The sequence below is a fragment of the Sinomonas susongensis genome, assembly GCF_005877005.1.
Classification (GTDB): Bacteria; Actinomycetota; Actinomycetes; order Actinomycetales; family Micrococcaceae; genus Sinomonas; species Sinomonas susongensis.
Window position 1 is genome coordinate 73,697 of the sequence record NZ_SSNH01000011.1, and the last position, 12,981, is coordinate 86,677.

Sequence of the window (12,981 nt, forward strand, 5' to 3'; positions counted from 1 at the left end):
ATCGCGACACTCTCGGGCATCGCCGCCGCACCGACTGTGCGTACTTAGAGATTCGGATCCTCAGGTTTCCCCCGGGCGCAAAGCACGTCTGCCTCTTACCAGTGAAACCCGGTCTCGTCACTCGGTCCCGCGGAACCCCGTTTCATGGACCAGCAGGTCCGTGTCCTAGCCAACTCCAAGACTCTTCCCAGTCACTCTCTCGCGATGGTGCCGACGGATTATCGCGCATCGCCGTCTCATTGGGTTGAGGGCGTTCTAACCGCTAATCGGAGCGACCAGGACGATACCGCTCCCAGAAATGGACTTCTTGGTCCAGATTCACGTCTAAATGGTGTCGAAGCGCAGGCAGCGCCAGTAAGCGCTCCTCCCCAACCTTTCGAATGTGTCAGCCAAGAAGCGTCCTGTGCAGCCAATCGGCACCTGGCTTCGGACAAGTACGACAAGTCATCGTGCTGCATCCCAACGGGCATCCAACACATCAACGAATCTCGGCCGATAACGTGCCGCCGCTACATCTTCTGTCCGGTCGGCGCCTTTAGTTTCATGTGAAACGGCACGGGCGCTGTGAGACCCCGGGTGTCCCACAGCACGCGTTGCAGCGAGATGACGAGACTGCCCCTGCTCAGTAGAAGGGAAGAGAAGAACGCCCTCCCCGGCACACACGCAAAAGGGGCCTATCCGCCGGACAGGCCCCCTTACTAGATCGCTGCTTACTCCGATCCGGGGTTCAGAACACCCATGATGCGGTTGAGGTCCTCGACGCTGGCAAACTCAATGCTTACGCGTCCCTTACGAGCTCCCAACGTGATTTTTACGTTGGTGTCGAGCCGATCCGCCAGCGTCGACGCGAGGAAGTCGAGGCGCTCGTGCCGAGCGTTTGGCTTGGGGATATTCGCCCGGCGCGGGTCCCCCGGATCCTGGTAGAGCGCGACCGCTTCTTCGGTCGCCCGGACAGAAAGCCCTTCTGCCACGATGCGCTGCGCGACACGCTCCATGGCACCGGCGTCCGGGAGCGACAACAATGCTCGGGCGTGGCCCGCAGACAGGACGCCCGCTGCAACGCGCCGCTGGACGAGAGGCGGCAACCTGAGGAGACGAATGGTGTTGGATACCTGAGGGCGTGAGCGACCGATGCGATCGGCAAGCTCTTCGTGGGTCGTGCCGAAGTCCTCAAGCAGCTGCTGGTACGCCGCGGCCTCTTCCAACGGATTTAGCTGGCTCCGATGAAGGTTCTCCAAGAGCGCGTCCCGCAGAAGATCATCGTCACTCGTGTCCCGAATGATCGCAGGGATAGTGTCAAGGCCCGCCTGCTGCACGGCGCGCCAGCGACGCTCCCCCATGACAATCTCATAGCTTTCGCTACCCATATCCGTTGATTTGCGTACAACGATGGGCTGAAGAACGCCAATCTCTCGGACCGAGTGTACGAGCTCGGCCATTTCGTCCTCGTCGAAGACGGTACGCGGCTGCTTGCGGTTGGGGTGGATTGAGTCGACAGGGAGTTCAGCGAACCGAGCACCAGGTACTTCGACCAAGTCCAGTTCGTCTGCCCCTTCGTCGCGTGCAGTCGACTCGCCGCGGGACGGCTTTCCCTCCCCGGCCTCAGCAATCACAGGGTCAGAAGACGGACGTCTCGCCGACTCCTCACTGGTGTCACGTGGGTCGAGGGTGGAGGGGCGCCCGGAACGCGGACCCGCGATCGCCTCGGGATTGGCGGTAGACCGTGCAGAACCTGCTGATGCATCCAGCGTCTCAGTCTCAACGTCCTCGTCGGCGTTGGTCGCTTCTACCTCGGCTGACCGCTCGGCTCGGGACGTACGGCTGTCCGATTCAGGGGTGGCCGGAGTGGCTGCGGGGGTCGGCTCCTCCTCGACCTTCTCTGGGCTACGCGACTCAGGGAAGAACAGGTCTACGGGTCGTGACGTTGACCCAGATCCAACGGTGGCTCCTGAGCTTGGAATCAAAGCCCCCAGGCCACGGCCCAATCCACGGCGCTTCTCGCTCATGAGCGAACTTCCTCCTTCGGACCCTCGCAGCTGAGGGTATGACCAGTATGCAAACTAGCGCTCAGCGATTTCCGCCGCAGCCTCCATGTAGGAGAGGGCACCAGTCGACGACGGGTCATACGTCATCACCGTCTGCTGGTAGCTCGGCGCCTCGGAGATTCGCACGGAACGCGGGACGACGGCCTCGAGGACCTGCTGCGGGAAGTGCTCCCTCACCTCCGCCGCCACCTGGGCGGCGAGGTTGGTGCGACCGTCATACATGGTCAGCAGGATGGTCGAGACGCGAAGGTTTGCGTTGAGATGCTTCTGAATCATCTCAATATTGCTGAGCAGCTGGCTGAGGCCCTCGAGAGCGTAATACTCGCACTGGATCGGTATGAGCACCTCGTTCGCGGCGCAGAAGGCGTTGACCGTAAGCAGACCAAGGCTCGGCGGGCAGTCGATGAAGATGTAGTCGAGCCTCTCGAGGCCCTGAGACTCGCGCTCTTTGGAGTAGATCTCGATCGCACGGCGGAGTCGCTGCTCGCGCGCAACGAGTGAGACAAGTTCGATTTCTGCGCCCGCGAGGTGGATCGTGGCCGGCGCGCATTCAAGGCGGTCGACGTCCGGGCACGACCGCACGACTTCCCCGAGCAAGACGTCATTGATCAGCACATCGTAGATGCTCTCGACTTCTGCATGGTGCTCGATGCCCAGAGCAGTCGAGGCGTTGCCCTGTGGATCGATGTCGATGACCAGGACGTTGAGGCCGGAGGCAGCCAACGCAGCGGCGATATTGACCGTGGTCGTGGTCTTGCCGACGCCACCCTTCTGATTCGAGACGGTGAAGATGCGAGTGGCCTCCGGGCGCCGGAGCTTCCGTTGGCTCAACCTCTCACGGCGCTTCGTCTCGTTCGCCAGCTGACTGCCGATGGGACTCGAGTCGTCGATCGTGATTGCGGAGCCGTTGTTGGCCGATCCTTTCGGGGAAGGCGTTTCACGTGAAACAGAAACAACCTTGGAAGTTTGAGAACCAGTGGAGGAGGCCACAGTCGTCGTTCGAGCAGTCGCGAGAGACACGAAAGGCGGGATCCGCTGAGCTGATGACTCGTCACTCGTCACTGTTCACTCACTCTCGGGTCGCGTCGATGTCCTTCACTCTAGCCTAGCGGGTAGCCGCGCCCCCGAGCCGGATCAGGCCGCACCGACGGCGATCCGCACGACTGTGGTCGGCTCCTCCAGGAGAGCCTCCCCGATAACCTTGATCTCCGGGCTGTGGCCCCGATACTTCTTGATCGCCTTGACCGCGTTTTCAACCTCTTCGGCAGCGCTCCGCCCCTTGATGGCAACGAGGGATCCCGAACCGCCGAGCAACGGCAGAGTGATCGGCACGAGCTTGGAAAGGGCGGAAACTGCACGTGCCGTGACATAGTCAGCGTTCACGTGCCCCACGGCCTGCTCGGCGCGGGACCGGAGCACGCGCACGTTGTCCAGGCCCAGATCCGCAACCACTTCCTCAAGCCAGACGACCCGCCGCTCGAGCGGTTCGATGAGGACGAGAGTGAGGTCCGGCCGCGCTAGGGCCAAGCACAGGCCCGGCAGGCCAGCACCGCTTCCGACATCGGCCACGGTCGCATTGCCGGCGAATTCCGACTCGATCACGGCACAGTTCAGAACGTGCCGGCTCCAGAGTCGTGGCACCTCTCGCGGTCCGATGAGACCCCGTTCGAGGCCAGACGTGGCGAGATGTTCCACGTACTGCTGGGCAAGGCCAAGCCTCTCCCCGAAGATCTGCTGGGCGGCTGCGAGCTCGGCACCCTCAAGGACGGGTGGGACACCATCGTCGGGCGTCACCCCGGAGAGATCCTGGACCATCTCAGTCGGCAGAGACGACGATGTGCCGCTTCGCGCCCTCGCCCTCCGACTCGCTCGCGAGACCGAGATCTGCCACAGCATCGTGCACGATCTTCCGCTCGTAGGAGCTCATCGGGATGAGATGCACGGCGCCGCCCTCGGACTTCACCTTGGCGACGGCCTCCTGGGCCAACGCATGCAGATACTTCGCCCGCTCGCCCCGGTAGCCATTGATGTCCAGGACGAGGCGAGAGCGGGTGCCAGTCTGGGACAGCACCGCCAGCCGGGTGAGCTCCTGGAGTGCGTCGAGCACCTCACCGCCCTTTCCCACGAGCGCGGTCAGGCCACTGCTGCTCTCGTCGGCAATGATGGAGAGGTAGGTGCGTCCACCCCGGACCTCGATGTCGATATCGCCGTCGATGTCCGCGATGTCGAGGAGCTCTTCGAGATAATCGGCGGCGACGTCGCCCTCCTCCTCGAGACGGCTCAGAGGGGTCTCGTCAGCGTCGTCGTCTGCATCCTCGACGCCCTCGACATCCGTCGCCGCCGTCTCGGCTGCGGCCTCGGTGCTCTCAAAGTCCATGTCCTCGGTACCACTTTCCGCGGCGGTTTCAGCAGGGCTCACTTCTTCCTCCTGTTCTTGCGCTGAGGCTGTTGGCGCTGCCCCTTGGGCTGCACGGGCTCGGGAATGTCCTCTGCCTTCAGAGTCTTACCCGTCGTCACGTCGATTGGAGCAAGTCCCCGTGCGGCACGACGCTCGTTGAGGGCCTTGGCTGCCGGCGAACCAGGAGCAGGCATCCGGCGGATCACATAGAACTGCTGGCCCATCGTCCAGAGGTTGCTGACCGTCCAGTAGATCAGGACGCCGATCGGGAAGTTGATGCCGCCGATGCCGAAGACGAGCGGAAGGATGTAGAGAAGGATCTTCTGCTGGCGCATGAACGGGCTCTGCAGAGCAGACTCGGACATGTTCTTCGCCATGATCTGCTTCTGCGTGATGAACTGCGAGGCGGTCATCGCGATGATCATGAAGATCGTCAGAACTGCGACGACAACGGGGTTTCCGCCGCCACCATGGAGCAGCGAGGCGGAAAGCGGCGCGCCGAAGATCTGAGAGCTGTGGAACTGATTGACCTGGTCGGTGGTCATCGCCCCGATGCCGGGGTTGTTGCTCTGGGCGCCGCTGACGTTCGAGAGAACTCGGAAGAGCCCGAAGAAGAACGGCATCTGGATGACCATGGGCAGGCATGCGGAGAAGGGGTTGGTGCCGTGCTTCTTGTACAGGGCCATCTGCTCCTGCGCCATGGCCTGACGCGAAAGCTGATCAGTCTTGCCCTTGTACTTGGCCTGGAGCTTCTGGAGGTCCGGCTGGAGCAGCTGCATGCCTCGCTGCGCCTTGATCTGCCGCACAAAGACCGGGATAAGGGCCCCGCGGATCACGAGCACGAGCCCGATGATCGAGAAGGTCCAGGTCCAACCGTTCCCCGAAGGCATGCCCAAGAACGACAGCGCCTCGTGGAAGGCCACCATCACAAAGGAGACCAGCCACTCGAAGGGCAGCAGTATCGCGCTTAAGGGGTCCATGAATTTTCCCTATTTCCTCATGTCGTCGTCGCTGGCAGGGCTGCCGTTATCCGACTCGTCCTTCCAGTAGCGGTCGGGGTGGTTCAGCACCACGATCCGCGGCGTGCGGCCATCGGGCCAGTGCCGGTGTCCGTCAGGCACCGGGTCAAGCCCTCCGGAATTCCAGGGGTGGCAGCGCGCGAGCCGGCGAACTGCCAGATACGATCCTCGCACAGCCCCATGAACTGTGACGGCTTCGAGCGCGTAGGCCGAGCAGGACGGATAGAACCGGCACACCTGCCCGTAGAGCGGAGAAACGACGGCTCGGTATGCCTTGAGCAGCAGGATCAGCACATTCCGTGGGAGATCCCACACGAAGCGGCCGACGGCGTTCGGGGCCTTGGAGGGCATAGGCGCGCCAGCGGCGTCGCTCACCGCAGCCATCACCCAACCTCCGTTCCGCCATCCGGCGAATCCCCACCTTCAGGCACCGGCACAAGCCGGCGCAGCGCCCCGCGCAGGGCAGATGCATAATCGCCGCGAAGGGTGGGCCAGTCCGCGGACGCCGCGGCGGGCAGGGCGCGCACGACGACGTCGACGCCTGTTGGCCTATCCCGCAGGGTCTCTGCGCCAGCTTCCCTCAGCCTCCTCTTAACGAGGTTCCGGGTGACGGCGTTCCCCACTCCCTTGGAAACGATGAATCCGAAGCGCGAAGGAGCAGCCGCATCCGAAAGGGCCGCATACAGCACGACGTTCCGGCGCCCTTGTCGGACGCCGGAACGTACTGTATGCGAGAAGTCGGCGCTCGTGCGCAGCCGATGTCGGGCGGGAAGCATCCCTGGCCGCTAGAGCCGCGTCACTGCTGAGGCCGAGCCGGTCCCGGCGTCAGGCCGAGAGTTCCGAGCGGCCCTTCGAGCGACGGGCGGCCAGGATGGCGCGGCCGGCGCGGGTGCGCATACGAAGGCGGAAGCCGTGCTTCTTGGCACGACGACGGTTGTTGGGCTGAAAAGTCCGCTTGCTCACGGTTGTCACTCCAGTGGTTCCGGGGCGTCTGCCCATGGGGCGCTGGTGGCTCTGGCGGACGCTGTGTAGGCGGTGCCTGCCGCCCCGCCGCGCCTCATGCCGATCACCCCGGTCCAGCGGTAGCTGGTTCCGACGGCGTTCGAGGGCATGCGACAGGACAGTAGACAGACACAAAGGACTTAACGACGTTAGGGCAGGAGCAGGGCGGCCGTCAAACTGGCGCACGAGAACGCCAGCCGTCCGCCTTGTGTTCTTCGCTCGTGCGGAGCCCCCCGGAGCCGCCTCTCGCTTCTTTATCCCCAGCTGTGGTGAATCGCACGTGCATCCTGTGGACAGCGGGCTGATGCCTCAGGCGCCGTGAACTCCATCAGTGTAATTCACAGAGGCCGTCTCCCCAGTTCTCATCTCGATTCTCCGTACTCTAGGCTTGCTCAGTGCGCCCCCCTCCTACATGTGGACAGCCATGTGGACAAAGGGGGGTGACCATCAGCAGCAGAAGGCGGCAAGAAGGGCATATGGGCATTGAGGAGGCCAACGAGGCCAACACGGTTGGCAGTTCGTGGCGGCGAGTCGTGCGCCTGCTCGAGGAGGACGAGCGTGTCACGCCTCGGCAGCGCGGATTCGTTGCCCTCGCCCAGGCACAGGGACTGATCGGATCGACGCTGCTCGTCGCGGTCCCGAACGAGCTGACCCGCGAGGTCCTCCAGACCCAGCTCAAGGAACCGCTCGACACGGCGCTGAGGCTCGTCTTCTCGGACGACGTACGGTGCGCGATCGACGTCGACACCGAGATGGTGCCAGCCCGCGAGGAGATCTTCGAGCCCGTCAAGCGGCCCGAAGCCGTTCCGGACCTGCGCCCGGCTCCGACCCCTCCGAGCACGTCCCAGGAGTTCGGCCGGCTCAACCCCAAGTACACGTTCGACACCTTCGTCATCGGTGCGTCCAATCGCTTCGCCCACGCGGCCGCCGTCGCCGTCGCGGAAGCTCCCGCCAAGGCCTACAACCCGCTCTTCATCTACGGCGACTCGGGGCTCGGCAAGACGCATCTCCTGCACGCGATCGGCCACTACGCACGGCGTCTCTACACAGGGATCCGGGTGCGCTACGTGAACTCGGAGGAGTTCACGAACGACTTCATCAACTCGATCCGCGACGACGAGGGCACGAGCTTCAAGGCGACCTACCGCAACGTCGACCTGCTGCTCATCGACGACATCCAGTTCCTCGCAGGCCGGACGGGGACCATGGAGGAGTTCTTCCACACCTTCAACGCCCTCCACAACAGCAACAAGCAGGTTGTGATCACCTCCGACCAGCCGCCGAAGGCGCTGCACGGCTTCGAGGACCGGATGAAGTCCCGGTTCGAATGGGGGCTGCTCACCGACATCCAGCCCCCGGACCTCGAGACCCGCATCGCGATCCTCCGCAAGAAGGCGAACAGCGAAGGCCTCTACGCCCCGGACGACGTGCTCGAATACATCGCGTCTCGGATCGCCTCGAACATCCGCGAGCTCGAGGGTGCACTCATCAGGGTCACGGCATTCGCGAGCCTCAACAAGCAGCCGGTCGATGTGGCCCTCGCAGAGATGGTCCTCAAGGACCTGATCATGGACGATTCCGCCCTGGAGATCACCGCGGACCAGATCCTCCAGGAGACGGCAGCCTACTTCAAGCTCACGATCGAGGAGCTGAACAGCAAGTCGCGGACGAGGACTCTTGTGACGGCACGCCAGATCGCGATGTACCTCTGCCGTGAGCTGACGGACATGTCGCTGCCGAAGATCGGCCAGGTCCTCGGCGGCCGAGACCACACCACGGTGATCCACGCGGACCGCAAGATCCGCGAGCTGATGGCGGAACGCCGAGCCATCTTCAACCAGGTCACCGAGCTGACGAACAAGATCAGGCAGGCTCAGCGGGGCGTCTGACCGCAGGCGCCTCGATGGCACCGGGGACCGGCCCGGGCCTTCCTGTGGAGGGCTTTCCTCCCCCTGACAGCATTCGTGTCATTCCTTATTAACAGGGGCCTGTGGACAAACCTGTGGGTGGTTAAGTGCACATCCCCCGTCCATGGCCTTAAAAGTCCACCTCGGCCTGTGGAGAGAGCGAATGACAACATTCTGCCCATCCACAGCGGTCTAGGACTGGCCTCCCCATCCTCAACACTTCGTGAACAGCCCGTCCTCGCGTCTCCGCTGGGCAGAAGGCCGTTTTCCACAGTTTCCACAGCAGTTATTAACACCACGAATCCCAAAAATTTTAAGATCCGCTAGACAACAGGAACTCCGCCCCCGTGCGCTCGGACCGTAAAGGCCACTGGGAGCCTCCAGGGCCGTTGAACGTGCCCCTGATCTTGCGGCTAAGCTGTCCCCAGTGCGCACAGGGCGGCCACGCAGCAATCGTTGAAAGGCGGGAACCCTTCCGTGAAGTTCCGAGTCGAGCGGGATGTCCTCACCGAGGCAGTGAGCTGGGCAGCACGTTCCCTCTCCCCGAGGCCTCCGGTCCCCGTCCTCTCGGGCCTGCTCCTGATAGCACACGACGGCGTCGTCAGCCTGAGCAGCTTCGACTACGAAACCTCTGCGCGGCTTGAGATTCCGGCGGAGATCGGCGCAGAAGGCACGATCCTCGTCTCCGGTCGGCTCCTGGCGGACATCTGCCGCAGCCTCCCGGCCGCACCGGTCGACGTCGAAACGGACGGCTCCAAGGTCACGCTCACGTGCCGCCGCAGCTCCTTCCACCTCGCGACGATGCCGGAAGCCGAGTACCCGCCGCTCCCTGGACTTCCTCCACTGACCGGCGCGGTCTCAGGCGATGCGTTCGCCAAGGGTGTGGCCCAGGTGATCATCGCTGCGAGCAAGGACGACACGCTTCCAATCCTCACCGGAGTGCGGATGGAGTTCGAGAACGACCTCATCACGCTCCTCGCAACCGACCGCTACCGGCTCGCACTGCGCGAGATCCCCTGGAAGCCCGCCTCGCCGTCGGTCTCGACGAGCGCGCTCGTGAAGGCGAAGACGCTCAACGAAGTGGCGAAGACCCTTGGAGGCTCGGGGGAACTCAACATTGCCCTCGCCGACGACGACTCGCGCCTCATCGGCTTCGAGAGCGGCGGCCGCACAACGACGTCGCTCCTCGTCGACGGCGACTACCCCAAGATCCGTTCCCTCTTCCCGGAGAGCACGCCGATCCATGCGATCGTCTCCACCCAGGAACTCGTCGAAGCCGTACGCCGAGTCTCGCTCGTGGCCGAGCGGAACACCCCGGTGCGCCTCGCGTTCACGGACGGTCTTGTGGCGCTCGACGCCGGGACCGGCGAAGACGCCCAGGCGTCCGAGGAACTCGAGGCCCAGCTGACCGGGGAGGACATCACTGTCGCGTTCAACCCGCACTACCTCATCGAGGGCCTTAGCGTCATCGAGGCTCCCTACGTGCGCTTCTCGTTCACGAGCGCGCCGAAGCCCGCCATGCTGACGGCCCAGAAGGAACTCGACGGCGACGACGAGATCGGCTACCGCTACCTCGTGATGCCGGTCCGACTCCCGAACTGACTCCCGAACTGAGCGGGGACCCCGCGACTACAGGGCCGGGCCTGCCACCAATCAGGCCTCGTGCCAGCAAGCCTCGTCGAAAGGAACACCATGCACTTTGGATTGATCGGCCTGGGCAAAATGGGCTTCAACATGCGGGAGCGGGCGCGCCGCGCCGGCCTTGACGTCACCGGCTATGACCGGAACCCCGACGTCGCGGATGTCTCCTCGATCGACGAGCTCGTCGCCGCACTGCCCGCTCCGCGCGTCATCTGGGTCATGGTTCCGGCCGGTGCGATCACGGATTCGGTCGTCACCGAGCTCGGCGAGAAGCTCTCCCCCGGAGACCTCGTGATCGACGGAGGGAATTCACGCTTCACCGAGGACCAGCGGCACGCGGCCCAACTTGCTGAGAAGGGGATCCGATTCGTCGACTGCGGCGTCTCGGGCGGCGTCTGGGGCCTCGAGAACGGCTACGGACTCATGGCAGGCGGCGAGGCACAGGACGTCGAATTGGCCATGCCGATCTTCGACGCGCTGCGTCCCGAGGGCGAACGGGCGGACAGCTTCGTCCACGTTGGCGGGATCGGGGCTGGCCACTACGCGAAGATGGTCCACAACGGCATCGAGTACGGCCTCATGCAGTCGTATGCGGAGGGCTACCAGCTGCTTGCCGCGAAGGAGATCATCACGGATCTCCCCGGTACGTTCCGCGCCTGGCAGAAGGGCACGGTCGTCCGTTCGTGGCTCCTGGACCTCCTGGTCAAGGCCCTCGAAGAGGATCCGGGACTCGACAGCATCGACGACTACGTCGAGGACTCGGGTGAAGGTCGGTGGACCGTGGAGGAGGCCATCGCGAACGCGATTCCGGCCCCCGCCATCACGGCTGCTCTGTTCGCCCGGTTCGAATCGCGCGAGGACAGCTCGCCTGCCATGAAGATGGTCTCCGCGCTGCGCCACCAGTTCGGCGGACACGCGACCCGTCCCGCCAAGTAGCAGGGCCCGGGAAAGGACGGTCTCGCCCCGGTGTACGTCGAACGGGTTTCGCTCACGGACTTCCGTAGCTATTCGCAGCTCGACCTCACCCTCGAGCCGGGGCCGACCGTCCTCGTGGGCCCCAACGGGGTCGGCAAGACCAATGTGGTGGAGGCGCTCGGCCTCCTCTCGACCCTCTCGTCGCACCGGGTCTCCTCCGACGCGCCGCTCGTTCGCTTCGGCGCGGGCCAGGCGATCGTCCGGGCCGGCTTCGTGAGGGGTGCACAGCGTTCCCAGCTCGAGCTCGAGATCAATCCGGGCAGGGCGAACCGGGCCAGGATCAACCGGGGAGCACCCCGCCGGGCACGGGAGATCCTCGGGATCGCGCGGACCGTCCTGTTCGCCCCCGAGGATCTCGCCCTCGTCAAGGGCGACCCGTCGGCCCGCCGCCGATTCCTCGACGAGCTCCTCACGGTTCTCGTGCCCCGGCATGCCGGGACGCGCTCGGACTATGAGCGGGTCCTCAAGCAGCGGAATGCCCTCCTCAAGTCGTCCCGGATATCGCGCTCCCGCTCGGGGCGCGTCCCCGACGCGCACGGCGCAACCGTCGAGTCGACGCTCGATGTGTGGGACCAGCACCTCGCGAAGGTCGGGGCGGAGCTGCTTGCCGCGCGCCTCGCCCTAGTGGAGCGCCTGCGGCCCCACGTCGAGAAGGCCTATGCCCAGCTGACCGATGGGTCGAAGGCGGCACGGCTCGCGTATCGCTCCTCCATCGAAGGCTTCGTGCCGGACGACGACGCCGAGCCCGCCGACCGCTTCCTAGGCCGCTCCGCCGAAAGCGAGCCCTCGCCGTCGTCCGTGTCAGCCGGCGCGGGACTCGAGACGCTCAGTGTCGCCGAAATCGGAGAGCGGTACCTCGCCGCGCTCGCGGCCGCAAGACAGAGCGAGCTCGAACGCGGCCTCTCGCTCGTGGGTCCGCATCGCGACGAGCTCGAGCTCCTGCTCGGCAGCGCCCCGGCCAAGGGCTTCGCCTCGCATGGCGAGACCTGGTCGTTCGCGCTCGCCCTCCGGCTCGCTGCCTACTACGTGATGCTCGACGACTCGACCGTCGACGGCGATGATCCCGTCCTCATCCTCGACGACGTCTTCGCGGAGCTCGACGTCGCGCGGCGTGCGCGGCTTGCCGCGATCGTCGCGAAGGCCGAGCAGGTCATCGTCACGGCGGCGGTCGACGGCGACATCCCGGCCGAGCTCTCGGGGCGTCGGGTCCGGGTCGTCCCGGGTGGGATCGAGGGGGCCGACGGCGCCACTGCAGGAGCCGCGCACGAGGGCACTGTCGGACCGGGTCCTGTGGAAGCGGGCACTGCGGAAGCGGGTCCTGTGGAACCAGGTTCCGGGGGGTCCTGATGGCGGACGCGGATCAACCCGAGGTCGACGCAGCCCAGGCGGCTCTCAACCGGGTCCGGCAGGCAGCTGAGGCCCGCGGAGAGGTGCGCTCCCGTTCCACCGGCTCGCTCGCTCCAGCCTCCCCCGGCTCCGGAAGGGCGCGGCGAGGAGCCACTCGCAGGGGGGAGGCGGGCTACGGGGGCCGCGACCCGCTCGGACTCGGCAGCGTCGTCCAACGCATGGTCGCGGAGCGCGGCTGGTCATCGCCGGTCGCGATCGGTTCGGTCATGGCCCGCTGGCGCGACCTGGTCGGCCCGGAGGTCGCAGCGCACTGCACGCCCGAGAGCTTCGAGGACACGACCCTGCGCGTGAGGTGCGATTCGACGGCATGGGCGACCCAGCTCCGCCTGCTCAGCACGACGCTCCTCGACAGGTTCGCGCGGGAGCTGGGCCCCGACGTCGTCCGCACGCTCCAAGTGCTCGGACCGACCGCCCCGAGCTGGCGGAAAGGGATGCGGAACGTGCGCGGCCGAGGTCCGCGCGACACGTACGGATGATTATCGTCGGAGCCCTTGACACGCGGAGCCGGAAATCCGTGTCTGTGCCGCTCATGGCCCCAGAGGCACACTCCCCCTTGGTCGGCCTCCTTATGAGCCGCCATTTCGGCC

At 65.1% G+C, this 12,981-nt stretch carries 13 protein-coding genes; 5 read left to right on the forward strand and 8 right to left on the reverse strand.

Annotated features, from left to right (window positions below):
- Nucleotides 1-710 precede the first annotated feature (710 nt).
- From E6A21_RS14560 to rpmH, 8 genes are all read right to left on the reverse strand, one after another.
- Nucleotides 711-2,006 carry a ParB/RepB/Spo0J family partition protein gene (locus E6A21_RS14560; RefSeq protein ID WP_138444886.1) on the reverse strand — a complete coding sequence of 432 codons (1,296 nt, stop codon included), beginning with the start codon at nucleotides 2,004-2,006 and terminating at the stop codon, nucleotides 711-713.
- A 54-nt stretch (nucleotides 2,007-2,060) separates the two neighbouring features.
- Nucleotides 2,061-3,065: a ParA family protein gene (locus tag E6A21_RS14565; RefSeq protein ID WP_425471561.1), complete on the reverse strand. Its 1,005-nt coding sequence runs from the start codon at nucleotides 3,063-3,065 to the stop codon at nucleotides 2,061-2,063.
- A gap of 114 nt (nucleotides 3,066-3,179) precedes the next feature.
- Nucleotides 3,180-3,860: a 16S rRNA (guanine(527)-N(7))-methyltransferase RsmG gene (rsmG, locus tag E6A21_RS14570; protein WP_138444888.1), complete on the reverse strand. Its 681-nt coding sequence runs from the start codon at nucleotides 3,858-3,860 to the stop codon at nucleotides 3,180-3,182.
- 1 nt (nucleotide 3,861) lies between these two features.
- Nucleotides 3,862-4,464 carry a Jag family protein gene (locus tag E6A21_RS14575; protein ID WP_425471562.1) on the reverse strand — a complete coding sequence of 201 codons (603 nt, stop codon included), beginning with the start codon at nucleotides 4,462-4,464 and terminating at the stop codon, nucleotides 3,862-3,864.
- On the reverse strand, nucleotides 4,461-5,423 hold the full coding sequence (gene yidC, locus E6A21_RS14580; protein ID WP_138444889.1) for a membrane protein insertase YidC: 963 nt from the start codon (nucleotides 5,421-5,423) through the stop codon (nucleotides 4,461-4,463). Before yidC ends, E6A21_RS14575 begins: the two co-directional genes overlap by 4 nt.
- A gap of 9 nt (nucleotides 5,424-5,432) precedes the next feature.
- Nucleotides 5,433-5,846, reverse strand: a complete 414-nt coding sequence (gene yidD, locus E6A21_RS14585) for a membrane protein insertion efficiency factor YidD (protein ID WP_138444890.1) — start codon at nucleotides 5,844-5,846, stop codon at nucleotides 5,433-5,435.
- Nucleotides 5,846-6,238 (reverse strand): ribonuclease P protein component, encoded by a 393-nt coding sequence (rnpA, locus tag E6A21_RS14590; RefSeq protein ID WP_138444891.1) that lies wholly within the window; start codon nucleotides 6,236-6,238, stop codon nucleotides 5,846-5,848. Before rnpA ends, yidD begins: the two co-directional genes overlap by 1 nt.
- A gap of 49 nt (nucleotides 6,239-6,287) precedes the next feature.
- Nucleotides 6,288-6,425, reverse strand: a complete 138-nt coding sequence (gene rpmH / locus E6A21_RS14595) for a 50S ribosomal protein L34 (protein WP_005268235.1) — start codon at nucleotides 6,423-6,425, stop codon at nucleotides 6,288-6,290.
- A gap of 515 nt (nucleotides 6,426-6,940) precedes the next feature.
- Between rpmH and dnaA the strand changes: the two genes are divergently transcribed.
- The 5 genes from dnaA to E6A21_RS14620 all read left to right on the forward strand — a co-directional run bounded on the left by dnaA (nucleotide 6,941) and on the right by E6A21_RS14620 (nucleotide 12,870).
- The gene (dnaA, locus tag E6A21_RS14600; protein ID WP_138444892.1) at nucleotides 6,941-8,353 is read left to right on the forward strand and encodes a chromosomal replication initiator protein DnaA; all 1,413 of its coding nucleotides are present in this window, start codon (nucleotides 6,941-6,943) and stop codon (nucleotides 8,351-8,353) included.
- Nucleotides 8,354-8,848: 495 nt separating this feature from the next.
- Nucleotides 8,849-9,973, forward strand: coding sequence for a DNA polymerase III subunit beta (dnaN, locus tag E6A21_RS14605; protein ID WP_138444893.1), 1,125 nt, complete (start codon nucleotides 8,849-8,851; stop codon nucleotides 9,971-9,973).
- A gap of 90 nt (nucleotides 9,974-10,063) precedes the next feature.
- Complete coding sequence (gnd, locus tag E6A21_RS14610) at nucleotides 10,064-10,948, forward strand: phosphogluconate dehydrogenase (NAD(+)-dependent, decarboxylating) (RefSeq protein WP_138444894.1); 885 nt, start codon at nucleotides 10,064-10,066, stop codon at nucleotides 10,946-10,948.
- A gap of 30 nt (nucleotides 10,949-10,978) precedes the next feature.
- Nucleotides 10,979-12,334: a DNA replication/repair protein RecF gene (gene recF, locus E6A21_RS14615; RefSeq protein ID WP_138444895.1), complete on the forward strand. Its 1,356-nt coding sequence runs from the start codon at nucleotides 10,979-10,981 to the stop codon at nucleotides 12,332-12,334.
- Nucleotides 12,334-12,870 carry a DciA family protein gene (locus E6A21_RS14620; RefSeq protein ID WP_138444896.1) on the forward strand — a complete coding sequence of 179 codons (537 nt, stop codon included), beginning with the start codon at nucleotides 12,334-12,336 and terminating at the stop codon, nucleotides 12,868-12,870. The genes recF and E6A21_RS14620 overlap by 1 nt, the downstream gene beginning before the upstream one ends.
- The last annotated feature ends 111 nt before the right edge of the window (nucleotides 12,871-12,981 follow it).